The sequence below is a fragment of the Terribium retamae genome, assembly GCF_022347545.1.
Taxonomy (GTDB): Bacteria; Pseudomonadota; Alphaproteobacteria; order Rhizobiales; family Rhizobiaceae; genus Mesorhizobium; species Mesorhizobium retamae.
Genome location: NZ_JAKREW010000011.1, coordinates 127,465 through 152,180, shown reverse-complemented (window position 1 = coordinate 152,180; position 24,716 = coordinate 127,465). Strand labels below are relative to the sequence as shown.

At 62.0% G+C, this 24,716-nt stretch carries 20 protein-coding genes and 1 pseudogene; 3 read left to right on the top strand and 18 right to left on the bottom strand.

What is annotated here, in order from left to right; genetic code table 11:
* Positions 1-255 (top strand): annotated as a pseudogene (locus L4923_RS13960) (3-oxoadipyl-CoA thiolase); the annotation flags it as partial.
* Positions 256-365: 110 nt separating this feature from the next.
* Here L4923_RS13960 and L4923_RS13955 read toward each other — a convergent pair.
* From L4923_RS13955 to L4923_RS13915, 9 genes are read right to left on the bottom strand one after another with little or no spacing between them, the layout of a single operon-like run.
* Complete coding sequence (locus L4923_RS13955; protein ID WP_239366003.1) at positions 366-1,787, bottom strand: FAD-binding oxidoreductase; 1,422 nt, start codon at positions 1,785-1,787, stop codon at positions 366-368.
* Positions 1,788-1,804: 17 nt separating this feature from the next.
* Positions 1,805-2,617 (bottom strand): creatininase family protein, encoded by an 813-nt coding sequence (locus L4923_RS13950; protein ID WP_239366001.1) that lies wholly within the window; start codon positions 2,615-2,617, stop codon positions 1,805-1,807.
* Between the two features lie 43 nt (positions 2,618-2,660).
* The gene (locus L4923_RS13945) at positions 2,661-3,791 is read right to left on the bottom strand and encodes a mandelate racemase/muconate lactonizing enzyme family protein (protein ID WP_239365999.1); all 1,131 of its coding nucleotides are present in this window, start codon (positions 3,789-3,791) and stop codon (positions 2,661-2,663) included.
* A 21-nt stretch (positions 3,792-3,812) separates the two neighbouring features.
* Complete coding sequence (locus L4923_RS13940) at positions 3,813-4,697, bottom strand: carbohydrate ABC transporter permease (protein WP_239365997.1); 885 nt, start codon at positions 4,695-4,697, stop codon at positions 3,813-3,815.
* Between the two features lies 1 nt (position 4,698).
* Complete coding sequence (locus tag L4923_RS13935; RefSeq protein ID WP_239365995.1) at positions 4,699-5,643, bottom strand: carbohydrate ABC transporter permease; 945 nt, start codon at positions 5,641-5,643, stop codon at positions 4,699-4,701.
* A complete protein-coding gene (locus L4923_RS13930; RefSeq protein ID WP_239365992.1) occupies positions 5,644-6,870 on the bottom strand; it encodes an ABC transporter substrate-binding protein in 1,227 nt (408 codons plus the stop codon).
* Positions 6,871-6,926: 56 nt separating this feature from the next.
* A complete protein-coding gene (locus tag L4923_RS13925; protein ID WP_239365990.1) occupies positions 6,927-8,876 on the bottom strand; it encodes a glycoside hydrolase family 31 protein in 1,950 nt (649 codons plus the stop codon).
* Positions 8,869-10,212 (bottom strand): hypothetical protein, encoded by a 1,344-nt coding sequence (locus L4923_RS13920; RefSeq protein ID WP_239365988.1) that lies wholly within the window; start codon positions 10,210-10,212, stop codon positions 8,869-8,871. Before L4923_RS13920 ends, L4923_RS13925 begins: the two co-directional genes overlap by 8 nt.
* Positions 10,213-11,343, bottom strand: coding sequence for an ROK family protein (locus L4923_RS13915; protein WP_239365986.1), 1,131 nt, complete (start codon positions 11,341-11,343; stop codon positions 10,213-10,215). It abuts the gene before it with no gap.
* Positions 11,344-11,480: 137 nt separating this feature from the next.
* Here L4923_RS13915 and L4923_RS13910 point away from each other — a divergent pair, with 137 nt between their 5' ends.
* Both L4923_RS13910 and L4923_RS13905 read left to right on the top strand, forming a co-directional pair.
* On the top strand, positions 11,481-12,575 hold the full coding sequence (locus L4923_RS13910; protein WP_239366015.1) for an ABC transporter ATP-binding protein: 1,095 nt from the start codon (positions 11,481-11,483) through the stop codon (positions 12,573-12,575).
* 9 nt (positions 12,576-12,584) lie between these two features.
* Entirely contained in the window at positions 12,585-13,511 is a 927-nt protein-coding gene (locus L4923_RS13905; RefSeq protein WP_239365984.1) for a PfkB family carbohydrate kinase, read from the top strand.
* A gap of 128 nt (positions 13,512-13,639) precedes the next feature.
* Here the strand turns inward: L4923_RS13905 and L4923_RS13900 are convergent, their stop codons facing one another.
* The 9 genes from L4923_RS13900 to L4923_RS13860 all read right to left on the bottom strand — a co-directional run bounded on the left by L4923_RS13900 (position 13,640) and on the right by L4923_RS13860 (position 24,707).
* Entirely contained in the window at positions 13,640-14,446 is an 807-nt protein-coding gene (locus L4923_RS13900) for an ATP-binding cassette domain-containing protein (RefSeq protein WP_239365982.1), read from the bottom strand.
* Positions 14,443-15,201: a siderophore-iron reductase FhuF gene (gene fhuF, locus L4923_RS13895; protein WP_239365980.1), complete on the bottom strand. Its 759-nt coding sequence runs from the start codon at positions 15,199-15,201 to the stop codon at positions 14,443-14,445. The genes L4923_RS13900 and fhuF overlap by 4 nt, the downstream gene beginning before the upstream one ends.
* A complete protein-coding gene (gene fhuB, locus L4923_RS13890; protein ID WP_239365978.1) occupies positions 15,198-17,171 on the bottom strand; it encodes a Fe(3+)-hydroxamate ABC transporter permease FhuB in 1,974 nt (657 codons plus the stop codon). The genes fhuF and fhuB overlap by 4 nt, the downstream gene beginning before the upstream one ends.
* Positions 17,164-18,069: an ABC transporter substrate-binding protein gene (locus tag L4923_RS13885; RefSeq protein ID WP_239365977.1), complete on the bottom strand. Its 906-nt coding sequence runs from the start codon at positions 18,067-18,069 to the stop codon at positions 17,164-17,166. Before L4923_RS13885 ends, fhuB begins: the two co-directional genes overlap by 8 nt.
* A 5-nt stretch (positions 18,070-18,074) precedes the next feature.
* Positions 18,075-20,492: a TonB-dependent siderophore receptor gene (locus tag L4923_RS13880; RefSeq protein WP_239365976.1), complete on the bottom strand. Its 2,418-nt coding sequence runs from the start codon at positions 20,490-20,492 to the stop codon at positions 18,075-18,077.
* Between the two features lie 122 nt (positions 20,493-20,614).
* Complete coding sequence (locus tag L4923_RS13875) at positions 20,615-21,532, bottom strand: FecR family protein (RefSeq protein WP_239365974.1); 918 nt, start codon at positions 21,530-21,532, stop codon at positions 20,615-20,617.
* Positions 21,533-21,657: 125 nt separating this feature from the next.
* On the bottom strand, positions 21,658-22,173 hold the full coding sequence (locus L4923_RS13870; protein WP_239365972.1) for a sigma-70 family RNA polymerase sigma factor: 516 nt from the start codon (positions 22,171-22,173) through the stop codon (positions 21,658-21,660).
* Between the two features lie 462 nt (positions 22,174-22,635).
* On the bottom strand, positions 22,636-23,592 hold the full coding sequence (locus L4923_RS13865) for a FecCD family ABC transporter permease (protein ID WP_239365970.1): 957 nt from the start codon (positions 23,590-23,592) through the stop codon (positions 22,636-22,638).
* Positions 23,593-23,672: 80 nt separating this feature from the next.
* Entirely contained in the window at positions 23,673-24,707 is a 1,035-nt protein-coding gene (locus L4923_RS13860) for a FecCD family ABC transporter permease (protein WP_239365968.1), read from the bottom strand.
* Between the last annotated feature and the right edge of the window lie 9 nt (positions 24,708-24,716).

Sequence of the window (24,716 nt, the reverse complement as noted above, 5' to 3'; positions counted from 1 at the left end):
GATGTAGTCGAGCTCAACGAGGCCTTCGCAGCGCAGGGCCTTGCGGTGCTGCGCGAGCTCGGTCTTGCCGAAGATGCTGCTCACATCAATCCGAATGGCGGCGCGATCGCGCTCGGTCATCCGCTCGGCATGAGTGGTGCCCGCATCACCGGCACGGCGGCACTGGAGCTGAAGGAACGCAATGTCCGCCTCGCACTCGCCACCATGTGCATCGGGGTCGGCCAGGGCATTGCCATCGCCCTCGAAAGGGCGTGAGCGCAAAGGCGCCGATAATTCGTTGGCGAAGCACGGTCGTTTGCCTGTGATCAGACAGGAGTTGAGCAGACAGGAATTTACGCGAGGCGCAGCCGATGGCGCGGCCTATCTCAAGATGCCTTCCGGGCCACCTGAAGGCTCGACAGATTTTCGATTTCGTCGGCCGGGAGATGTTTTACCTGATCCCAGAGGCGTGATTTCGCCGAGTTCAGCAGGCCACGTGGATCGAGGCGCCTCTTCCAGGCGAGGTGACGAAAATCCGGTTTCATCGAACCTCCCTCCACATAGGGCACATGGGGATTGGAAGTCGGACAACCGTGATCGTCGTAGATCTTGGCGAGTTCGAACAGCCGCTCGTCTGTCGTGTAACGCACCACCGGCAGATCGAAGGCCACGAGCTGATCGTTGAGCTGGGCGAATTCGTGGTGCATGAGCACCTCGTCACCCAGTATCGGCTGCAATTCGTCGATCTTGGCGCCGTCGAGCGGCGGCCGGAACGTCACCTGCAGATTGGTGACGGTGCGATCCTGTTTCAGCACCTGTAGCGTCGTATGGTTGTAGGAGAATTCGGAAAGCGCCGGCAGGTCCGCAGCTTTCAACGCCGCATTGTCGAGCTCGAGCTCCTTGACGCCGCCATGCTGCAGGATCAGACGCAACGCCTCGTCGGCGTGCGTCTCGGCGACCATGACAAGCAGCAAATCGCGTTGGCGTATCGCGATATCGCCGAGTTTCGTGATTGATGCGGCGATCCTCTTATCGATCGTAGTCAGCAGCTTAAGGTCGATCTGACGCGCCGCACCCAGCGCGATCCCGGCCTCGAAGGCGTGCCTGTAAGTGTCGAATGAAGCAATGATGTTGATCCACCGTGCGGAAGGCACTGTGCCCAGCACGAGGTCGGTGATGACGCCGTTCAGCCCCCAGGCATGGTGGATCGCGGAGATGTCCTTGCCGATGAATTCGTGCCGCCTGGGCTCGTGCTCGACGGAGAGCGCTGCGATACGCTCGATGTTCTTGCCGTCGCGCAGCATGCCGTGACGGATCGAGCCGATCCCGCCCGAGCCGCCGGCGATGAAGCCGCCGATCGTCGCGATCGCTTCGGTCGAAGGGAACAGCGGCAGCTCCCTGCCTTTTTTGGCCAGCGCCTCATTGATCGCACCGATCTTGGCTCCAGCTTCCACGTGAACCGTGTCGCTTCCGATCTCCAAGATGCGGTTCAGGCTGGTCATGTCGATGATGAGTCCGCCCTGTATCGGGACGGCCTGGCCATAGTTGCCGGTGCCGCCGCCTCTCAGCACGATCGGCGCGTTCCAGTCGAAGGCGGTGGCGAGGCACTTCGACAGCTCCTCCGTCGACTTCGGCACGGCCACCAAATCGCCGAAGCACGATGACAGTTCGCGGCTGAGGATCGGGCTGTACCAAAAGAAGTCGCGCGAGCGCTTCTTCACCACCGAGGGCGTGTCGATGGTTTCGACATCGCCGAGCACCTCGGCAAACGCTTTCCAGTCGATGTCGTTCTTTCCCGAGATGGACATGTTCTTTCCCGTTGCCTTCAGTGCGCGCGGTCCCGTTGATCTTGCTGATCGCAGAAGCGTTCGAATTCGCCGAGGAAACGCGCGAAGTTGCGGGCTGCCGTTTCCAGGAGCTGCTCTCCGATCGCCCGCGTCGCCGCGACGGCATTGCCGCACGCGCCGCAAGCGTTGAGGTCTTCGATCGTCCAGGCCGGCCGGGCGCGGCCCGGCGAAAGCCCGATATGGTCGTAGTCATGCTGCCAGGTCTCCGCCTGGTTGGCAAAGTCGTCCGCCCGTTCCATTGCGACGAGCGCCGGCTTCAACGCCAACATGGCGCTTGTCTCGATCAGACCGGCATGGATGCCGAAGGCGCTCTCGCGTGCATCGCCATGTTGCTCGGCCTCGTTGAAATTGTACCAGTGGCAGGTAGCAACCCTCAGGCCATGGGCAATCTTGAGATCGCGCGCCGCGATCTCGAGTACGGGGGTGTTGCCGCCATGGGCGTTGAGCAGGACAAGCCTGCGGAATCCGGTTTTCGTCAGGCTGTGGGCGATATCGCCCAGGATCGCGAGCAAGGTAGGAGCCGACAGCGAAAGCGTTCCCGCAATCATGCCGTGTTCGTTGCTCTTACCGTAGGAGAAACCGGGCAATGCAAGGATCGAAGGCCCGGCCTCCATCTCGGCAAGGGCCCGTTCCAGTACGGCCTCGGCGAGATCGCGGTCGACAGAGACCGGCAGATGAGGACCGTGCTGTTCGATGGCGCCGACGGGCAGGACACAGATCGTGCGTGCGCGGTCCAGGGCCGCAAAATCCGATCGCGAAAGGTCGGCCCAGCGCGAGGCGCGGCGTGTCATGCTGATGCTCCGGCTTGGAGGTTCATGGCCAACATCTGCCTTCCTATTGGTAGGACGCGCCGGGAATGAACGGATATTTCCCGATGAGGCTTTCGTCGACCTCGATGCCGAGCCCTGGACCTTCCGGTGCGCTGATCATGCCGTCGACGATTTCGATCGGACTTCCCAACTCATCACGGAACGCATTGATGGCCGACACGTCGGCTTCGTAAATGAAAGCGTTGGGGGCAACGGACAGGACATGGGTCGATGCTGCCGTGCTCAGCACCGAGGCGCTCGTGTGCGGTGCGAACTGCAGGTGCCAGGCGCCCGCGAGCGCGGCAATCTTGAGGATCTCGGTGATGCCGCCGGTCTTGCAGCAATCCGCTTGCACGAACTGTATCACCTGCTCGCTGATCAGCGCCCGCAGTTCATGGCGGGTGAAGTGATTTTCGCCTGCGGCAAGCGGCGTCGAGGTAATGTCGCGCAGGCGCCGGTAACCGGGCAGGTTGTCAGGCGTGAAGGGCTCCTCCAGCCACGCCAGTCTGCCGGCTTCGCAGATCTCCGCGATGCGGTGGACATCCGCCGTGCGGTAGCGGGTGCCGGCATCGGCTGCAAACACGATGGTGTCGCCGAAAGCCGCGCGCACGCCGGCAACACGCTGGAGGTCCTTTTCCAGCGTGTCACCGACACGCAGCTTCATGAAATTGTAGCCCTGGGTGACGTAGCGCTCGATTTCCGCTGTAAGGTCCTCGACCGGCTGGAAGCCCAGGCTGATCCCGCCGGCATAAGCCGGGATAGGTCGCCGCTTGCCGCCAAGCAGCTTGTAGACGGGTTGGCCGAGATCCTTGCCCTTGATATCCCACAAGGCGAGGTCGACGCCTGAGAGACCGATCACCGCCGCCGCGCCCGGTCCGTGCGTGGCGATGTAGCGGCGATAGCTCCTGTCCCAGATCGCTTCGGTCCCATGAGGGTCCATGCCGACGATGGAGGGGCCGAGTGCATCGTTGATGAAGGCGGCGATCGTGCTGGGCGTCTGGGCATGATGCGCTTCGCCATATCCGACAATGCCGTCCTGCGTCTCAATGCGCACCAGCACCATGTCGCGTTTGGCCGAGCGGCCGACCGCGAAGGTTGCTCCGCCCGGCGTAGGGCAGGACAGGGCAAAAGCCTGCACGCTTTTTATCCTGGTCATCGTTTCGATGCCTTTCCGGGGTCAGCCTTTCACCGCACCGCCGCCGACGCCGGCAACGAGATGCTTCTGAAGGAAGAAGAAAATCAGCAATATGGGTGCCGCCGTCACCACGCCCCCGGCCATCAGCATGCCCCAGTCGGTCGTGTACTGGCCGATCAGCCCGGAGAGGCCGAGCGGCAGGGTGCGGTTCCTTTCCGAGAGGATGAAGGTGGAGGCATAGAGGAACTCGTTCCAGGTGTGGATCATCACCCAGGTGGCTACGGCGACGATGCCTGGCCGTGCCATCGGCAGGATGACGCGCCAGAAGGCCTGCCAGCGCGTACAGCCATCCAGTCGCGCAGCATCCTCCAGGGAGTGCGGCACCTGGGCGAAGAACCCGCGCATGAGCCAGACGCACAGCGGCAGCATGTAGCTCAGATAGACCGGGATCAGACCGTACAGGCTGTCCAGCCAGCCGAGGAATTTGAGCTGGATGTAGAAAGGGATCAGCAGCAGCACCGGCGGGAACATCTGCCCATAGAGCATGAACAGCGGCAGCATCACCGACCCCTTGAAACGATGGCGCGCCATGGCGTAGCCGGCGGTGACCGACAGCAGCACGCTGACGATGGTGACGCTGAGTGTCAGGAACAGGCTGTTCAGGGCAAAGCGCCAGAACTGCGCTCCGACCAGCAGGTCGACATAATTCTGCAAAGTGATGGCGTGCGGCACGATCGACGGTGGACGTGCGAAGATCTCGTCCTTTGCGCGCAACGATGTCGCGATCATCCAGTAGAAGGGGAACACGCACCAGATGAATGCGGCCCACAGACCGATATAGAGCAGCGCCAGGCGCACGGGTTTGGGCGTGCGCCTGCGCTTGAGTGATGCTGTGGCGCGACCGCGCGCTGGGGAGGATGTCGACATCTCAGTCGGCTTCCTTGGCCTGGATGAGTTTCAGATAGATCGTGGTCGCGATCACCAGCCCGACGAACAGCATGGTCGCGACGGCCGATGCCCTGCCGAGGTCGAAGCGCTGGAAGCCGTATTTGTAGGCCAAGGTGAATAGGATCTCGGACGAATTGAGCGGCCCGCCTTCCGTCATCAGCCAGATCGCATTGAAGTTGTTCACGGTGAGGATGAAGGTCAGCACCGCGGCGATGGCGAAGGAGACGCGGATCTGCGGCAGAATCACGTGCCACAGCATCCGCCAGCCGGACGCCCCGTCCATCGACGCCGCTTCCAGGATGGATTTGGGCACGAGTTGCAGTGCCGCCAGCAGGAGCAGCATCACGAACGGCGTGCCTTTCCAGATGCTTTCGACGGTCACGGCATAGAGAGCCGTGGCCGTGTCGCCCAGCCAAGGGTGATAGTCGTTGATCACGCCCAGCCGCACCAGCATCTCGTTCACGATGCCGACGCTGGGATCGTACATCCAGCGCCATGTCAGGACGGCGACGACGCTCGGCACCACCCATGGCACCAATATGCCCGAGCGGAAGAAGCCGATGCCCGGTACGATGCGGTGCAACAGCAGTGCCAGCGCAAGGCCAAGCCCCAGCTGTGCCACAACATTGAGCAACACCCAGATCACCGTGTTGAGCGAGGCGCGCATGAAGTTCGGGTCAGCAAAGACTCGCTCGAAATTGCGCATGCCGACGAAAGGCATGTCACCGCTGTTCAGGGTGCGCAGGGTCACGTCATAAAAAGCTGAGGTGATGCCGGACACCACCGGGTACACCACCACGCCGATCGCAATCAGGATGGCCGGCATGACCAGAAGATAGGGGTAGAGACGCGCACCCCTGCCGTTCTCGAAGATCGAGGACCAGTGCGGTTTCAGTCTCGTCGTTTCTCGGGTGCGCGTCGTCATTTATCTGGCCAGCAGGTTCTCGACTTCGGCATTGGCTTCCGCCAAGGCCTCTGCCGCGGGCCTTCCGCGGATGACGGCATCCCACATGTTGCCGAACACGCCATGCATCTCGCTCCAAGAAGCAACGACGGGACGAGGATGGCCCGCGCTGGCCTGCGCCATGAAGGGCTGCATCTCCTTCGGCAACTTGGCGATCGCTTCAGGTGTCGTTGCCGCGGCGGTCGCCGACAGGCGCTGATATTTGCCCATCAGTTCGATGCTGCGGTCGCCGGTGAGCCATTCGACAAGCTGGAAAGCTGCCTTAGGCGCTGCGGTTCCCTGGCGGACGGCAAGGTTGTAGCCGCCGATGACGGTGGCCGCTTTCTTGCCCTGTGGCAACGGATGGATCGAGAAAGCCAGGTTCGGTGCATTCTTCTTGATGGCAGCAATCGCCCAGTCGCCGCTGATCACCATTCCGGCGCGTTCCTGGATGAAAGGCGCGTGAACCTCGTCCCAGTTGCCGGCCGTGAGCACCGACTCCGGCATGGCTTTGTCCTGCGTGTAAAGCTTGGCCAGGAAGTCGACCGCTCCGATCGCCTCCGGATCGGCGACATGCGACTTGCCCTTGTCGTCGATGATCTCGCCACCGGCCTGCCAGATGAAGGGATAGAGCTGGAAGGCGCCCATGCGGTTGGAGCCGAAACTGATGCCGTAGGTGCCTTTTTCGGCGTTCGTCATCGCCACGGCTGCGGCGCGCAACTCTCCCCAGGTGGTCGGAGCCTTGTCGATGCCGGCCTGGGCGAGCATCTTGTCGTTGACGATCAGGGCTGCGTTGTTAGTGTAGAGCGGCAGGGCATATTGCTTTCCCTCATAGCGGCCGCCAGCGAACGGACCCGGCTGGTATTTCGAAGCAAGTGGTGCGGATTGTTCGGTGATGTCCATCAGCAGTCCTGCATCGGCAAGGCCGGCTACCCAGGCGATGTCCAGGGCCATGACGTCGGGGCCGGCGCCGCCGGACATGGCAACGAACAGGTTGCGCTCCATCTCCATGTGCGGAACAGCCTGCACCTCGACCTTGTTGCCGGTTTCCGCTTCGAATTTCTTGAGTTCGGCATAGAGCGGTGCATCCGGGCCAGACGCCAGCGGGGCGTTCACCCAGAGAACCAGATTGTCTGCCCAGCCGGGCACCGTGCCCAGTCCGGTCAGGATCGCGACGGCCATGGTGCCGTTCTTCAGGAAATTTCTCATCTTTCTCCTCCTCTTGTGCGTCCGCGAGCCTTCTCCCAAGGCATCGCGTTGCCGGATCAAGTCATGACGCTCGTCCATTCGATTTCCGCGCCGAACCACTTTGAGAAAGCAGCCTGCTGGGGTGCCGATGCCGTGCGCTTGTCGGTGCCTTTCACGACGCCGACCGCCTTCACGGACCAGCCATCCTGCCCCTGCGGTGCGTTTGATGCGTCCTCTGCGAACACGATCTCCACCGCATGCCGCGCCTGAGCGTCGAGCGCCAGCAAAAGGCGGGCGCCCTTGCGTATGAAGATCGGCATCCTGTCGAGCGGAACGTCATGGATGCGCCATGCCGACCCGCCGACATAGCTGCCGGAAAGCACGTCGAACCATTCCCCTTCGGGCAGATAGACCGCACGGGTGTTGCCGTAGAAGGCGACCGGCGCGACCAGGATATCGTCGCCCAGCATATATTGCTGATCCCAGTCGTTGATCGCCGACCAGTCCACCTCTGGGAAGGACAGCGGCATCATCCGCAGGAGCGGCAGGCCGCCGCTCGCAGCCTTGTGTCCGTAGCGTTGGAACACCGGCAACAGCGCGAGATGCAGGCGGGCATAGTCTTCGTAGACCGCGACGGATGTGGCATTCATGTCCCAGGGCTCGCGACAACCAAGTCCATGCAGCATCATCAAAGGCGTGAAGCAGGAAAACTGCGTCCATCGCGCGAAGACCTGCGGGGTCGGCGTGCCGAAATAGCCGCCGAGATCGCTGCCGACGAACGACCAACCTGCGAAGGCGGCGCTTTGCGCTGCGCGGACAGCGGAGGACAGGCCGGTCTTGGGGCAGAAGTCGGACGTCTGGTCGCCGCTCCAGATCGGCGCACGAATGCGCGGCGATCCTGAGCGGCTGATGATCGCGGGAGTTGCGCCATCGAAAGCGGCGATGGTCGCTTCGAGGTAATAGCGAACAAAGGCGTTGTGTGCCTGCCCACCCGTTTCTCCGGAATGCAGAAGCGCGTGTTCGGGGAGCTGTTCGCCGAAATCGGCCTTGAAACCCTTGATGCCGCGCTTGAGCAGCTTCCGCAAATTCTCCGCCCACCAGTCGCTGGCTTCCGGATTGGAGAAATCGATCAAGGCGGCAACGATGTTGGGATTGGCGCCAGGCCTGCGGGTGATGGCTGTGCCTTCCGCGTCCCTGATCGTGTAGCCCTTCGCGCTCGCATAGTCGAAGGACTTTGTGCCGACGACCACCCAGGGACATAGCCACAAATAGATATCCGTGCCATCGGCGGCCATGCGGGCAACCATGTCCCAGGCATCGGGATATTTCTTAGTGTCGAATTCGAAGGAATGGACTTCGCTTGCCCAGTAGGCATCGATCAGCTTGACCGCCATAGGCAAGGAAAGGCTCCGGTAGCCTGTAATGTCGGCCTCGACCGTCTTCGCATTTTCGATGCGCCAGTCTCCGGCCTTCCACAGGCCGAAGAACGAATCCTCCGGCATCGTCGGTGGGTCGATCCGTTCGATCAGTGCGAGATACAGCTGGTCCAGGGTGCCGAGATCGATCTCAAGCTCGAGCCGGCTGGCCTCGACCTGGATGCGCAGGACGTTCGGGTCGAAAGGTGCGGCGACATGGAACACCGCAGCTGCTTCCCCAGGCAGATAGACCGCATAGCCGAGTGAGGTGGCAATCCAGGGTGATGGCAGGTAGGTGCCGTTGCCGAGGCCGAAATTCTCGAGATAGTACCGCACCGATTGGCCGCGCAGGTCGAGCGTTTCGAAGCGCTCGCCGCCGCCAAAAGCCTGGAAGGCCTTTGGCAGCGCGAAAACGATCTCCATCGCTTCAGCCCGGGGATGCGTCGCAACGATATGCCAGCTGTCGCCGCGGCGCGTGGTGGACACGGAGACTTCGCCGCCCTGTTCAAAAGCGGCATTCGTCCATGACCCGCCGGCGGCGCGCCAGCCGAGGCCGACGGGCCGGTATGCCGCGTCGACCGGAAAGGCTGCCCGGTCCAGCGGCTCAGACATGGTCGACCTGCACGCCAAGCTGGCGGCCGAGATGCAGCACCGCAGTGGCCCAGCGTCCATAAACGGCGGTGACGTGATGCTCGTAGCCTTCGTCGATGAAGTGGCGGATCAGGGTCTCGGAATCGGCGGCGTCCGGCCTGAAAAAGCCAGCCGCGCGATTGGCCTGCGATTTCTGCGCCAGCATCTCGCCTTCGCTGACGAAGATGCGCAGCTGACCGTCGGCGCGCAGTGACAGGCGCATCAAGGTCAGCGGTCCGGCCTTCAGCGGGAAGGTCTCCTGCTTGAGCACGGGGTCGAGCGAGCGCGGCCCATCGGCCAGGCGCGGGCTCACGCCATAATGCCAGAGCACCAGCCGATCGTTGTGGCGGTCGATGCCGGAGATGTCCGTCAGGAAGGGGAGGGAAGCTTGGTCGAAAGCGCGGGCGGCCAAGGCTGTGACGGCGCCCATGACGTCCCCTTCCGGGGCAAGCGGTACGGAGCGATCGGACAGTTCGCCGAGCGCTCCCCAGGTTCCCTTGAAGTTCTCGGCGTAGAGGATCTCCGGCCAGTCACGGATCGCGATGGCGTCGGCCTTGATCTTGTCCAATCCCGCCGCAAGCCGCGCATAGGTGCGGCCGAGCGTCGTACGTCCGGCCTCGTCGTCGCCGCCGTCGAAGCTCGCCTCCGCCCAGCGCTTGCTGGCGACCGCCTCTGCGTCAGGCTCGACCTTGCAGCCGTCGAGGAATTTGACGAGCGTCATCTGCTCGATGGTTACGTCCAGGTGTCGGCGGATTGTCCAGGGATCGACGGCCAGGTTGGTGAACCAGTCGGCATGTGCGCCGATCAGGGCGATGCGGGCACCGCGAATGCGTCTGTGGGCGCGGGATGCGGCAGCAAAAGCGGCGAGGTCCGTCGTCAGTTCGGTATCGTCGGGGTTGCCGAGCAAAAGCGTGAAGTTGTGCCCGAACCTGGTCAGCGTCGAAGCCCATAACTGCACGCCGCACAGCGAGTTGGTGATGATCTGGTCCGTTTCTTCCAGCGCCCACAAGGCGATAGGCAGGCGACGCTCCCCCAGATGCGAAAGCACTTCGTGCAACAGCTCTGCCGTCGCGAAGGTGGAGAGCTGGATGATGAGAGCGTCGAGTTTATCGAGATCGAGTTGTGCGAACGCTTCGGTGCAGCTCGCCCGGTCACGCGCCAGTTTCGATGCGACGGCGAATTGATCGGCCAATCCTTCTGAACCGAGATGCTTGGAAGTGCGTGCGATCAGTTCCATAGCCGAGGCTTCTGGAAAAAGTGGCGAAGCCACGAAGACAACACCGACACGACCATCGGCCGGTGATTTTTGGGTCTGCATTCAGGCAATCTCCTCCAGCGCGGCGTGTTGGCCGGACTTTTCGTCCAGGGCACCGCCCCGTACAAAACAGTAAGCCGCATAATGCAGCGCGGCCTTGGGGTCGTTTCCGATCAAGGGTTCGATGAACGCCAATTCCAGGCGCTCCGGCGAATAGCCGCCGAGCAGGCTCTGGTTCAGCCCGTCGGCAATCGCAACGCGATCGGCTTCCGGCATCAACGAAGGCCAGCCGCTGATGACGACCTTGGGCACGGAATGCAGGTTGAGCGCGTTGCCGAGCGCCAGCCCAAGCAGGAACTGGCGCTCGCGCAGCGCTTTACGGGCCGTCGGATCGACGCTCAGCGCCTCCATGAAATGGTCACCCCTGGTAAGGATGTCCGCATCGCTCAAGCCGATGATCGGTGAAATGGCGCGCAGCGACGTATAGGCTTCCAGGCAGCCCTTGTGGCCGCAACGGCAGGGCAACCCGTCGCGCTCGATCACCATGTGACCAATCTCGAAAGCCGAGAAGGCATCGACGGGTGCGGCATCGTTGACGATCACCCCGGCCACGCCGTGTCCTGCGAACAGGAAGAGGTGGTCACCTGAAATGTCATAGCCGGCCGGATACGAGTAGCGGTGGAAGGCGGCCTGGGCGATCACCGAATTGGTGAAGGTGAGGGGCACTCCCGGCAGGGCCTCGCCCAGCAACAGCGCAAGACGACGGATGTCCCAGGGATAGATCGGGTTGCCGCCCTCTCGGCCGTAGCCCGGAACGGACATTGCCGCTTGGCGTAGCGCTATCCCGCGCGCGCCGATCCATTCGCGGATATTTGCCGTGCCCTCAGCGAAAAGATGTTCGAAGTCCTGCTGGGAAAGCTGCGGCGATGCCGGCATGCGTTCGACGTAATCCAGCGTCCCCTTCAGGTCTCCGACTCCGAACGAAAGCCGGCTGTTCGATAATTCGATGCCGAGGATTGCAATATCTTTGCTTAGTGTAACAAAACCCGTTGGCGCGCCGGCATTGCTGGTCTGCTGGCGTTTCTCCTCGACGATGTTCTCCTTACGCAGTTCGTTGAGGATTCTCGAGACGCTGGCCTCTGTAAGGTTGGAATCTCGTGCAATTCCAGTTCGAAATGCGCCTTTTGAGCGCAAAAGGCTCTCCAGAACGCTGGCTCGGGTTTCTCGTCGGCTGCGTGGAACAAATCGGCCTGACATTCTCGGACCACATATTTACACAGTGTAATTATCCTGCTTTAAAAATGGCTGTTGTCAACGGGGAGCGAGAAGAAGTGACTGAGTTGACGCTGCGAGGTGTGCACAAGCGCTTCGGTACCGTTGACGCGGTAAAGGCGGTGGACCTGAATGTCACCGACGGCGAGTTCGTCGTGCTTGTCGGCCCGTCCGGTTGTGGCAAGAGCACGCTGCTGCGCATGATCGCCGGGCTGGAGGAGATCAGCGGCGGCGACATCATGCTCGACGGCCGCAGTCTCAATGCCGTTGCACCGCGCGACCGTGACATGGCGATGGTCTTTCAGGACTACGCGCTTTATCCGCACATGACGGTCTCGGAGAATCTGGGCTTCTCCCTCAAGATGCGCGATCTCCCCGCCGACCAGATCTACGACAAGGTGCGTGACGTCGCGCAGATGCTCGAACTGGAGCCCTATCTTCACCGTAAGCCGCGGGCACTCTCCGGTGGCCAACGCCAGCGTGTCGCGCTGGGCCGTGCACTTATCCGCGACCCAAAAGTCTTTCTCTTCGACGAGCCGCTGTCCAACCTCGACGCCAAGCTGCGGGTCGGCATGCGCATGGAGATCCGCAAGCTCCAGGCGGCGCTCGGCACCACGAGCATCTATGTTACGCACGACCAGACCGAAGCGATGACCATGGCCGACCGCATCGTCGTGCTGCGGCTCGGTGAGGTACAGCAGATTGGTTCGCCGAACGAGATTTACCAGCGTCCTGTGAACAGCTTCGTGGCCACCTTCATCGGTTCGCCACCTATGAGCCTCATCCCTGCGACGATCAGTTCGGACGGGGGCGGCGCCGTGCTTGATTTCGGCGAAGGCCATAGGCTGCCGCTGCGAGCGGGTCGGGTTGAAACAACACGCCGTGCGGGCATCAATCGAGTTGATGTCGGCTTGCGCTCCGAACATATCAGCCTAGCCGGGGACGCAGCGGATGCCGGGACCTTCGTGTCTGACGTCGTCATGGTCGAGGACCATGGCGCGGACTCGATGGCCGTGGTTCGGTTGGGCGGACGGGAGGTCATGGCGCGCGTGCGTCCTGGCAGCGTCCGCGTCGGCGAGACGTCTCGCCGCTTTACCGTCGATCTTAACGCGATCCATCTTTTCCATCCCGAGACGGGCATGCGTCTTGTCTAGAGGCCGGGGATGAAGCGCTCCGTCTTCTGTGTCGGGCTTGCGCTGCAGGACACCATCCTCACCCTCGACCGGATCCCGGATCATGCGGTGAAGGTCTATGCGCGGGGGCGTCGTGAAGTCGGCGGCGGTCCCGCTGCGACTGCAGCCGTGACGGTGGCCAGGCTCGGCGGCCGTGCATCGATCGCGGCAAGGATAGGCGAGGACAATATCGGAGCCATGATCCGCGCCGAATTCGAAGCATGCGGCGTCGATACGACCTGGCTGCGTGCATTCCAGCGTGTGCAATCCTCCGGTGCCGTCGTGCTGGTGGACTCGAGCGGCGAACGGCTCATCGTGGCCTATGCGGATCCCGAATTACCCTCGGCGGCGGGCTGGCTCGAACCGAAAAGCTGGGGTGACGCGGTACTGTGCGACTTGACCTGGCCGGATGGAGCGCTGCGAAGCTTGCATGCCGCGCGGGCCGCCGGAATCCCCTCGCTTCTCGACGCCGACATCTCGCGCCACGCGCCCGATACCGTCGCTATGATCTTGGAAGCCGCCGATCACGTTATCTTTTCACGCCCCGGCCTCGCGCAGTTCGCAGGTACCGAGTCGATCGAAGAGGGGCTGCGGATCGCGCGGCGTTCGTCCCATAGTTTCGTCGGCGTGACGGATGGCGCGGATGGGCTCTACTGGCTGGACAATAGCGAGATCCGCAACGCACCACCGCCGCACGTCGATGTCGTCGATACCACTGGCGCCGGCGACGCTTTCCACGGCGCGTTTGCCTTGGCGCTGGCGCATCGCCGTCCGATTGCAGATGCGATCGCCTTTTCTAACGTGGTTGCTGCGTTGAAATGCACACGTCCGGGCGGCCGCGCCGGTCTTCCCGATCCGGTTGCGCTGCGCAAGTTCGCTCCCGGACTCGATCTGGATTGGCTGATGGCGGGCGGGTGAAGGAAGCAATCGTGGCGTTGCCGTGCCGCCCCGCTCGCCGACCGCCAAATTGACGTTTATCCCTGTCGCGCAGCATTTTTCTGGCGCCAATCCGGTCGGAGCCATCTAGGCAGCATCGGCGGCCCGTTCTAACTCGCGATACTCACCAGTTGGCCGGTTCTTGGATGTTGGATTACGTCCATCGGCACACCGTAGATCGCTTCCAATTGGGACGGCGTCATGATCGTCTCGGGCTTACCGCGCGCCAAGAGCCGGCCTGAATGCAGCGCCAGGATTTCGTGGCAAAAGCGGGCGGCAAGGTTGATGTCGTGGAGCACGACTACGACGCCCAGCCCCTTGGTTTGCGCAAGCTCGTGCACCATCGACAGCACTTCGACCTGATGAGCGATGTCCAGTGCCGAGATGGGTTCGTCGAGCAGCAGACATTGGCTGTCTTGCGCGACCAGCATGGCAAGCCAGGCGCGTTGACGTTCTCCACCCGACAACGTATCGACGAGGCGGTCGGCAAGGGGGGTGACGGCGGTCAACGCCATTGCCTCGTCCACTTTCTGCCGGTCGATGCCGCCAAACCGCCCGAGCGCCCCATGCCAGGGGTAGCGGCCAAGTGCCACCAGTTCACGTACCAGCAAGCCCGATGCGGGAGGAGTGTTCTGCGGCAGATAGGCTACCTTGCGTGCGAAGGCGCGGTCATTCCATTGCGACAAGGGTTTGCCGTCGAAACGGACCTCCCCTCCGGACGCATTCAGTTGCCTGGCCAAGAGCTTCAGCAGAGTCGACTTGCCGGAGCCGTTGTGACCGATCAAGCCGATGATGCAGTGGGGCTGAAAGCTGGCCGTTAGCGGCGCAAGCAAGGTGCCGCCCGGAACGCGGTAGGAAACGTTCTCCAATTTAAAGAGCGTCTGCTTTGTGTCGGATGGGAGTGACATGGCATTCATGACGGGATTTCCGGATGCGCCTGGACGGATGAACGGTTCACGGCTCGTTGCGGCACACGATCGAGCGGACAGCTTTTGCAAAGCGGAAGCGAATCCATCCGATAACGCAAACAACAGATCCTGCGGCGGCGGGCGCCGGCTTCAGAATAGCGTATAGGCTCGAAAAGCTCGTTTCTGCGCCCGTCCGGCCACGCCCTGGAGGCCAGGAACGAGCGCGCGTGCCGCACTCCGCCATGTCCTTCGCCGAGCCATGTCGCGCATTCGGCGACGACACTTTCGGCAACGTTGCCGGCATTGCTCCACAGCACCTTGATTGGCAATTTGCTGGCTTGCGACAAAGCGGAAACGACCGGAGCCAGATGGCTGTCGACAATCCAGGCGAACCTTTGGTCGGCGCTTTTGAAACGCGCTTCGCGGCCCGGATCAGGCAGGCGCAGGCCCATTGTCCGGCTGTCGGGCGAGAGCAGCACTTCGACTTGATCAATGTCGATGGGAAGGAGCCAGTCGGCGGCGATGTTCAACGCCACAACTGGGGTGAGAACGATGGAGAAGTGCCATTTCGACCATTGCGTTGCCACGGCCTGCGTATCTGGCTCCTCGTAGTTGCGCCCGAACGCGGCGAGGCACTCCGTGATGCGGGTCTGGTCGAAGAGTTTGCGAGCGGAAATTGCCGGACGTGGATCATCCGCAAGGACAAGCGGATCGAGGATGCCGGCCAGCTTTGCCGGCAGCAGGGAAGCGAGTGCCGGGATCATCTGCGCACCAGCAGCGCCGCGAAGAACGCTCCTCCAAGAATTGTCGAAACAAGCCCTGCCGGCACCTGCCAGGGGAAGGCGATCGTGCGGCCGATCCAGTCGGCGCTAACCATCAAGATGGCGCCGAGGATGCCGGCGGCGAATGTCTGAACGACCGGCGTCCTGAAGCCGCTCATCCGCGCAAGATGCGGCGCCATCAGTCCGACGAAGCTCAACGGGCCGACAACGATGGTTGCTGTTCCGGTCAAGGCCGCCGTCAAGGACAGAAGCGCAACCCGGCTGTGCCGTTCCGGCACTCCCAGGCTTCCGCTTACCGCGCCGCCGAGCGGAAGGATCAGCAGCCAGCGCGCCGTCAAAGGTACGAGGCATAGCGCAACCAAGGCGCCGAGCGACATCAGCACTGTTTCTCGCAGGGTCACCGAGGAGATCGAGCCGGAAAGCCAGGCCAGAACCCGAAGGATGCGCGGATCACCAAGCGATGTCAGATAGGTGAGCATCGCAGCCATGATGGACCCAAGCGCGACACCGGATAGCAGCAAGTGTTCGGATCTGAAGGCTGTCCGGCGCCCTAGCCACAGCAATATGACAAGAGCCGTGAATGCACCTGCGCAGGACAGGAGCATCATTGTTCCTCGGTCAACCGCCGGCAAAAAGAAAGAAGCGACCACCAGCAGGAGGCCCGCTCCCGAAGAGACGCCCAGGAGTTCCGGGCTGGCTAGCGCATTGCCGGTGAGCTTTTGCATGATCACGCCAGCCAGTGCGAACATCAGGCCGGCAGCGGCAGCCGCACCGACACGCGGCAAGCGCCAGTGAAGCAGTTCCGTGAAATCTGAGCCGACGGCCAGATGCCACCCGTCCGGCGTTCGTCCGAGCGTCAGTGCCACCGCAGCAACCGCAAGCAACAAGACAAAGCTCAATGCCAGTCGCGACAAAACGGCGGGATAGGTCAGGGGTGATCTCTCGGCCGTGGCAAGGGAGACCGTCTCATGCTGGTCTCCCTTGAAGCTTCTCAGCAGCCACAAAAGCATCGGGGCCGCAAGGAAAGCGCAAACCGCTCCGGCCGGAATCTCCATGCCGTCGGATAACAGGAACAGGGTCTGATCGGTGATTGTCAACAAAGCGGCCGCGATCAGCGGACCGGCCCACAGCCTGTCGCGCAGTCTGCGTGCACCGGCTTGCCGGGCGATTGCCGGGCCGGCCAGCCCGATGAAACCGATCAATCCGACGAAGCCGGCAACACTCGCGCTGATCGCAACCGCCACGACTATCGCAAAAAGCCGCGTGGTTACCAGCGATACGCCCAGGCCGCGCGCGCCTGCGTCTTCCAGATCGAGAAGTTCCAGCCGCCTTGTCAGCAGAACTGTCAAGAAAAGTACGATCGCGAATCGCGTAGCCAGGCTGACAGCCACCTGCCAGTTGTTCTGGACGAGCGAGCCGGCTTCCCAGACATAGAGATCGTTGACGGCGTCGAAATTCACCATCATCAACGTCGACCCCAGCGCGCCGAGACAAAGCGAAACCACCAGGCCTGCCAGGATGAGGGAGAGTGGCGAAAAATCGCTGCGCCAGGCGATCAGCAGGACGATCGCCATCGCGGCACCGCCTCCGGCGAGCGCGATGACGTCCCAGCCGAGCACAAGGAGGCCGGGCAGCCAAAGGGTGGCCACGACCACCGCACATTTGGCTCCCGCAAATACGCCCAAGGTTCCGGGTTCCGCTAGAGGATTGCGAAGCACTTGCTGGAAAAGCACGCCGGCCAATCCAAGCCCGGCACCGGAAAGCAGGCTGACGACGAGACGCGGCAGCAACATGTCTTCCGCCATCACCTGTCGAAGCGCGTCACCTGGCGGTGTCAGCAATCCGCACAGGTTGATTGCGAAGACGGCGAGCGAAAGGACTAACAAGCCGCCACCCCAATAGAGGGCCTGGCCGGCCGATCGATGTCTTGGTTCGATCGCGAGCTCAGCCATGATTTTCGCGTGCAGGCAGAAAGGAAACCAGTTGGCGTGCGAAACGCGCCGCGCTGAACAGGCCGCCGCTGGGATAGATGACTGGCATTGCCGTAACTCTTTTGGCCCGAACGGCCGGCAAAGCGTTCCACAACGGGCTCTGTTCAAGTCTGCTCAAGGCCTGTTTCGTTTCGGCGCCGCGATCGAAATGGACGATGCGTGCATCCGGATCGCCGGCCAGTTGGTCGATCCCGACAGAAACGACGCCCGATGCATTGACGCGGCCTTGCCACGCATTTGTCAGGCCGACCTGCCGCAGCACATCGCCAATCATGCCGTTGCCGCCGAAGACGGCAACGTTACGGCCGTTGGCTGCGAAGCGGCAGATATAGAGCGGCGTGATCGATCGATCGGACAGTGCTTTTTTCGCTTCGGCCAAGGCCAACGCGGTTCGTTCGATCCATTGGTCGGCTTCCGTCGAGCGTCCGGTCACATTGCCCAGCTCTCGCGTCACATCGGTCGCGTATGAAACGGCTGGTACGTTGCGCGCGGGAGACTGCAGGACATGCAGTGGCGCAATTTCGCTCAAGCGTCCCAGAGCACTAGCTTGCCAAGCGGAAAGCACAATCAGCTCTGGCCGAAGTATTTGCAGATACTCCGCATTGGGTTCTGTGAGAGGTCCCAGATCTTCGACTGTGGGTGGCAGTTCCGGTTCGGCCACCAGTCTTTGGTAGAGGGCACGGTTTGCGATTGCCGGCGGCGTTATGCCGAGCGTCAACAAGACCTCGGTCGCCAAAAGGTCGAGCGCCACGATACGGGTTGGAGACGCGGCGAAAGCCTGCCGGGAAACAGACAAGACAAAGGGGGCGGCGAATGCCGCCCCGAGCAGGATTCGTCGGTTCAGATAGCCCTGCGACACGCCTTCTACCACTTCTTCGAGATCGTGGCAGTGACGGTGAGGGGCTCGCCGTAACGGCAGCCGTCCGAGCTCACGCAGGTATAGTACTTCTTGTCGAAAAGGTTGCGGGCGTTGAGTGTGAGGGAGGTTCCCTCATATTTGTGATCGATCGCCGCGAAGTCGTATTTGACCATCGCATCGGCCAGCAGATAGTCGGGAACGTCCTGCTTGTTGTCGATGAGGTTGGTCTTGCCGACATAACGCAGGCCGCCCCCAATGGTCAGGCCGGATAGGCCGAGCGTATCAAGCTTGTAGTCAGCCCAGAGCGAGAGCGTATTGCGAGGCACCAGCGTCTGCTGCTGTCCGACCTCGAGCGGGTTGGCGCTCTCCAGAATGCGCGTGTCTGTATATGTATAGGCGCCGACGATTCCGAGATCGTCGATCTGTGCACGCGCTTCCAGTTCGAATCCGCGCGAACGCACCTTGCCCAGCTGATAGGAAAAGCCGTTTGAATCGTAGCTCACCAGATTGGTCTGGGTGAGGTCGTAGACGGCTGCGCTAACCAGCAGATCCGAGCCGTCCGGTTGATAGCGGACACCAGCCTCGTACTGCAGGCCTTCATTGGGTTTCAGCGCTGTGTTCGTGCGGTAGTCGAGGCCAGCCTGCGGGGAGAAGGACTGGCTGACGCTGACATAGGGCGCGATGCCGTTGTCGAAAAGATAGACCAATCCGGCCCTGCCGGTGAACGCGTCGTCGTTTTGTTCGGTGACGCTGCCGTTCTGGTAGCTTTTGGTCGTGCTGTCGCTCCAGTCATAGCGGCCGCCCAGCAGCAGCACCCATTTGTCGTGGATCTTGATCTGGTCCTGTAGATAGAAGCCATATTGATCGCTTGCCGTATCGGAACCGCGATCCACCCGGTAATTGATGGTAGGCGCGCCGGCGTAGACCGGATTGTCGACGTCCAGCAGGACGGGGCCGGTTCCCCTGTAGCGATGTGTGTCGTAGCCACGACGATATGTGTCGAAGCCGGCGAGCAAGGTGTGCTCGGCGCCCATCGCCTCGAAGGTCTTTTCGAGCGAAGTATCGGTGGTGAAGCCGTAGGAATTCTCGAAGCGCTTGCTGGCGATGCGTGCCAGCTTCCCGTCCGTGACAGGCGCGAGATTGGCAATCATGTAATCCCAATCGACATCCGAAGCGAGATAGCGCGCCTGATGATGGAGTTTCAGTCCGCCGTCGAACTCGTGGTCGAAGATGTAACCCAGCGCGTAGGAGTCGCCCTTGTATTTGTCGAAGTCCGGTTCCCCCAGGAAGCGGTCGCGCGGGATACGTCCCGTCGAGATATCCTGCAGGAAGAGGGGCGTCATGAAGCGGGTGTCAACGTGCTGATAGCTGGCCAGCAGCGTGAGTTGCGTGGCTTCGTCCGGCTTCCACGTCAAAGCTGGCGCGATGTAGATCTTGTCGTCGGGCGTCTCATCCACCCAGTTGTCGGCATCGCGGAACAGTCCCGTCAAGCGGTAGAGCAGCGTGCCATCCGCGTTGAGCGGCCCGCCGAAATCGGCCGACACCTGCTTGCGGTCGTAATTGCCGTATTCGACGTTGACTTCATGCAGCGGTGTCTCGGTCGGCCGTTTCGAAATGGCATTGATCGCACCACCCGGAGCCAGTTGGCCATAAAGCATGGATGAAGCACCGCGCAGCACCTCCAGCCGTTCGAAGCCATACGGCTCCTGGGCGAGGTCGTAGACGGCCGCCTGGGATTTCATGCCATCACGAAGGAAATTTCCCGATGGGCCAGCGGCGTTGAAGCCGCGCACCATCAGATCATCCACCATCCGGCTGAAGGTCTGGGACTGCGTGCTGATGCCCGGCGTGTAGGTGAGCGCTTCGGCAAGGGAGACTGCTTTCTGATTGCGGATCTGGTCCGTCGTGACGACCGATACCGACTGCGGCGTTTCGATCAGCGGCGTGTCGGTCTTTGTGCCGGAGGCGCTGCGGCTGGCAACGTAACCGTCGACTGGCCCCCACGCGCCTTCCATACGCGCCTGGAGCGTGATCTTGTCGAGCAGGACGCTGTTGTTGTCCGGCACCGAACCGGTGGTGGTGGGAACGCCTACATCGAAGATCGTCGCTGATGCGGCTCCGGTGAAGCGATAACTCAAGCCGCTTCCGGCAAGCAGACGGCCCAGAGCGTCGGTCCGGGAGTAGGCCCCGCGCAGAGCGGGTGCCGATTTGCCCGCTGCCAGAGTGGCCGGATAGGCCATTTTTATGCCCGTCTGCTGCGCATAGGCGGCAAGGGCCGACGCCAGCGATTGGGCGGGAAGATTGAAGGTTACGTTCCCGGTGGATGGCTGTTGTGCCTGCGCAGGTTGGCCAAGCGCAATGGCTGCCACAGAAGCGGCAAGCAATATCCTTATAAAATAGCGACGCCCCGATGCCCTCGGCATGTGCCCTGTCTCCATCACTGATAGCGAGGGGCATCATTTGCAATTCAGCCCCTCACGGAGTCAGACAGGAAACCTGATCAGAATCCTCAACAAAAAAATCCAAAAAAAACGGATCAATTGTCCTATACGCTTGAAATCACCGTCAAAAATCTCGACAGGCGACGAATACGGATTGGTAGTCCGGATGCCAGCGCGTCGAGCGATGAAGCCGGGGTACGCAGATCGAGCACAGCATTCACCCTGAGCAATCTGGCCTTGTCGTCTTCAATGACAAGCCAACCTTCGTGATAAGCCTGAAGTGCTGCCACCACCTGGGCCAATGAGCGCGACTCCGCGACGTAGAGCCCCGAGCGCCAGGCGACAGCAGCCGACTTTTCGATGGTTGTCACCGGCCCCGCATGACCATCTCGAGAGACGATGACAGTTTCCCCGGCGTCGAGCACGATCTCCTGTGATGCGCTGACGGAAGTAACGCGCACCATATGCTCCGTAACCGTTATTTCCGTAGCGCCATCGGGAAGGTTGCGGTTGACATCGAACGCCGTTCCCAACGCCGATGCAGTGACGTCGCCGGCTTTCACGTCGAATGGGCGGCGCAGCGGGTCGCCGACGACTTCAAAATAAGCCTGCCCCCCGACGAGTTCTGCCGAGCGACGCTGCGGCGAGAAATCGATGTTGAGTGCCGACGCGGCGTTGAGATAGGCGCGCGATCCGTCAGGGAGATCGATCACACTGGTTTGGCCGGTTCCGGTCGTGTGATCGGACAAGATGCCTTGGAGAGCGCCGGTGACGCGTAGCCCGCCCAGCGCCAAAGCCGCCGCGCCGATCCCGCCAAGAACGGCACGCCGGGATACGGGCTTGCGCCGGCCGGGTTTGATGAGCCCCGTGCGGGGGTCGCGATGCAGGTTCGAGGCATCATTCCAGAGAAGCTCAGCTTCCGCCGCCGCGGCTTCGTGCTCGGCGCTGGTGGACCGCCAGCGCCGGAACTCGGCCCAGTCGTTCTCTCCCGCTTCTCCCGAGTGAAGACGCACGATCCTCACCAGTGCCTCGTCGGAAAGCTCCCTGGCAGGATCTCGTCTCGATGGTCCTTGTATCACCGGTTCGTTCCGCGGTCTTTCTGGAGGATTAGACGGGATCGGGGCAGGCAATCCTCAACAGAAATCTGTCAGATCCTGCGATCGTCCCGCATCAGGTCACGGCAATGGAACAGCGCGCGAATGATGTGCTTTTCCACCATGCTGACCGAAACTCCAAGATGCTTGGCGATCTCGCGATGCGTGCGACCCTCCACCTTGTTCATGATGAAGGCTTCGCGACAGGCCGTTGGCAACTCGTTCAGCAGGACCGCCAGGCGCGCGATGCGGTGACGATGATCCAACGTGGTTGTGGGGTCTTCGCTGATACCGACAGCCGCGACATCCTCGATGTCGACCCTTCTGGACCATTCCGCCTGCTGGCGAAGGATATGGTCGACCGCGGCATTGCGTGTGGCAGTGATCAGATAGGCTTTCGGGTGCTCGATCGCTGCGGCTTGTGATGAACGGCCTGCAACCCGCAGATAGGCATTTTGGACCACCTCTTCGCCGCTGTCGCGCCCTCCAACAAGCCTGGAGGCATAACGAACGAAATCGTCGTGGTGGAGGCGGAAGAGGTCTCCCAGCCAGAGATTGAGCGCGGACAAGATCAGTACCCTTCGAGGCATGGGCACAGGAACCGGCCAGCGTTGGCTGGCCTCACGAATGTCAGTCCCTTGCCTTGCGCTGTCGCGGTTCGTTTCTGAGCTGACGTTCCCGCCATGCGCTTCCCATGAAATGGAGATATGTCAATCTTGGACAGGCTTTGTCTTGCCCGGGCGGAATGTCTTGCCTGGCCGAGTTCCAGCGTAGCCAGTGGCTCACAAAACCTGCATATTTAACTCATGTTTAATGTTCGCTTCCTTCTCCCACAAGGGAAAACTTGAGAAGCTCTTCAAGCACAGTTTGCTACGAAAGCTGTGACGCTCCACACATGTCGTCCGCTCGCCCTTGCTCCACCGACCGCGCGCTGCAGGAGATCGAGAATGCGCGAAAGCCGACCGGCATTGCCTTCGGACACCGCCCGAACCTCGCTGAAAGCCGAGTTGCGACCTTCCGAACGCGCACGGCTAGACGATTCTTCTTCGTGCCAGCAGCCAAAGCAGATAGAATCCACCCAACATGCCTGTGGTGAAGCCGACAGGCATGTTTACATGGAATGGCGCACGTTGGCTGATCAGATCGGCGACCACGAGCAGAACGCTTCCCGTCAGAGCGCTGCTCGCCAACGGCAGTTCGGGTGACAATGTCAGCCGCCTGGCAAGCTGTGGTCCCGCCAGGGCGACAAAGGCTATGGGACCAGCGGCAGCGGTTGCAATTGCCGTCAGGCCGACCGCTGCCATGACCATGGTCAGCCGCGTGCGCTCAGGGACGACACCAAGCTGTTGTGCAATGTCGTCGCCCATTTCCAGCAGGGTCGTCTGGCGGGCGTTGAGGACGACAACGGGAACAATCGCCGCGAAGCCTATTGCTGCAGGTATCACATGTGCCCATGTGCGCGTGTTGAGTGAGCCGGCCAGCCAAAGCTGGGCGGCTGCAGCCTGATCGAGCCCACCTTTCACCAGGAGGAGGGTGTTGATGCCGGAGAGGATCGCACCGATGCCGACACCGACAAGAACCAGCCGATAGCCCCCGGTTGCGCCATGCTTCATGGAAAGCAGAAGGACGGCGACAGCAGTCGCGATGCAAGAGGCGAATGCCGCAAGCGATACCCCGAGCGGGCCTGTATCGAAAAGCACGATCTGCAGGATGGCGCCTGTCGCGGCACCCGTGGTGAAACCGATGATATCCGGGGAGCCGAGGGCATTGCGTGACAGCGATTGGAAAATGGCGCCAGCCATGCCGAGTGAGGCCCCGACGAATATCGCTGTTACCAGGCGCGGCAGCCGAACGCGCAGGATAATGCGCTCTGCCGTCGAATTGCTGCCGGCACCAAGCAGGCTGTTGACCACCTCGGACGGGCTGAAGTGGAGCGTTCCGGTTCCAAGCAGCAGGACGCCGAGCGCGAAGCCTGTCAGTGCGAGCATGGCACAGACTGCCGCTGCGCGTGGGCGCAGCTGCAACGACAGGCCGCCGATCCGGAGCCCGAAGGAGGGGCCTGACGATCTCATAGCCGGGCCAGCCGGTATCTGCGAACCACGGCGACGAAGAACGGCCCGCCGACGAGCAAGGCGATGATCCCTGCCGCAACTTCCGCCGGAGCAACGATGACGCGTCCGACGATGTCGGCGCTCAAAAGCAGGATCGCGGCAAACAGCGCCGAAAAGGGCAGCAGCCAGCGATGGTCGGGGCCGGTCGTGAGACGGGCGATGTGCGGGGCTATCAGCCCGACGAAGCCGATCGGCCCGGTGGCCGCTGTCGCAGCCCCTGCCAGAAGCATGACGCTCAGGCAGGCAAGGATCCATGTCCTGCCAAGCCTGGCACCCAGCGCTTGGCCAAGATCGCGGCCGAGTGCCACGGCATTCAGGTCTCTGGAGATGAACAGGGCAATCGCAAGGCCGATCGTGATCGCGACGGCAAGCACGCCTGCGACATTGAAACCTCGCCCCTCGATGGAGCCTGCCCACCAGTGGCGAAAGTCGTCGACCACTTCCAAAGGTGCATTGAGCATGATGATGCCTGTCAGCGAGCCCAGCATCACGGAAAGGCCCGCGCCGGCCAACACGAGCCGGGCGGGATTGGTGCCGGTTTCGTGGGCCCGTCCGAGAATAAAGACGGCGACCCCCGCCAAGCCCGCGCCGAGGAAGGCGAACCAGACATACTGGATCATGGCCGTGAGGTGGAAGGCCGTGATGCCAATGATTACGGCTGTTGCTGCACCGGCATTGATGCCGAGCAAACCGGGCTCGGCGAGTGGGTTTCTGGTGGTCGCCTGCATGATGGCGCCGGCGGTACCCAGCGCCAGCCCGGCAAGGATCGCCACGAGGGTGCGTGATACCCGCAATTCCCAGATCACAAGGTGCAGGTCATTGAGCGGATCGTAGGCCCGGAACGTCTCGAACAGCGTGGCGAGTGGAACCGGGCGCGAGCCGATAGCCAGGCTAAGCAGACCGACAACCGCGAGAATGAGGCTCGCAGTTGCAAGCCTCCGAAAATGTCGCCGTCCTTTAACAAGCCGGGTCTGTTTTCCGGCTTTCCGCATGTCCGAACA

Bases quoted from the DNA above. Each gene is read 5' to 3' on its own strand.
- L4923_RS13955 (WP_239366003.1), bottom strand. From the start codon at position 1,787: ATGTCCATCTCGGGAAAGAACGACATCGACTGGAAAGCGTTTGCCGAG.
- L4923_RS13950 (WP_239366001.1), bottom strand. From the start codon at position 2,617: ATGACACGCCGCGCCTCGCGCTGGGCCGACCTTTCGCGATCGGATTTT.
- L4923_RS13945 (WP_239365999.1), bottom strand. From the start codon at position 3,791: ATGACCAGGATAAAAAGCGTGCAGGCTTTTGCCCTGTCCTGCCCTACG.
- L4923_RS13940 (WP_239365997.1), bottom strand. From the start codon at position 4,697: ATGTCGACATCCTCCCCAGCGCGCGGTCGCGCCACAGCATCACTCAAG.
- L4923_RS13935 (WP_239365995.1), bottom strand. From the start codon at position 5,643: ATGACGACGCGCACCCGAGAAACGACGAGACTGAAACCGCACTGGTCC.
- L4923_RS13930 (WP_239365992.1), bottom strand. From the start codon at position 6,870: ATGAGAAATTTCCTGAAGAACGGCACCATGGCCGTCGCGATCCTGACC.
- L4923_RS13925 (WP_239365990.1), bottom strand. From the start codon at position 8,876: ATGTCTGAGCCGCTGGACCGGGCAGCCTTTCCGGTCGACGCGGCATAC.
- L4923_RS13920 (WP_239365988.1), bottom strand. From the start codon at position 10,212: ATGCAGACCCAAAAATCACCGGCCGATGGTCGTGTCGGTGTTGTCTTC.
- L4923_RS13905 (WP_239365984.1), top strand. From the start codon at position 12,585: ATGAAGCGCTCCGTCTTCTGTGTCGGGCTTGCGCTGCAGGACACCATC.
- L4923_RS13900 (WP_239365982.1), bottom strand. From the start codon at position 14,446: ATGAATGCCATGTCACTCCCATCCGACACAAAGCAGACGCTCTTTAAA.
- fhuF (WP_239365980.1), bottom strand. From the start codon at position 15,201: ATGATCCCGGCACTCGCTTCCCTGCTGCCGGCAAAGCTGGCCGGCATC.
- fhuB (WP_239365978.1), bottom strand. From the start codon at position 17,171: ATGGCTGAGCTCGCGATCGAACCAAGACATCGATCGGCCGGCCAGGCC.
- L4923_RS13880 (WP_239365976.1), bottom strand. From the start codon at position 20,492: ATGCCGAGGGCATCGGGGCGTCGCTATTTTATAAGGATATTGCTTGCC.
- L4923_RS13865 (WP_239365970.1), bottom strand. From the start codon at position 23,592: ATGCTCGCACTGACAGGCTTCGCGCTCGGCGTCCTGCTGCTTGGAACC.
- L4923_RS13860 (WP_239365968.1), bottom strand. From the start codon at position 24,707: ATGCGGAAAGCCGGAAAACAGACCCGGCTTGTTAAAGGACGGCGACAT.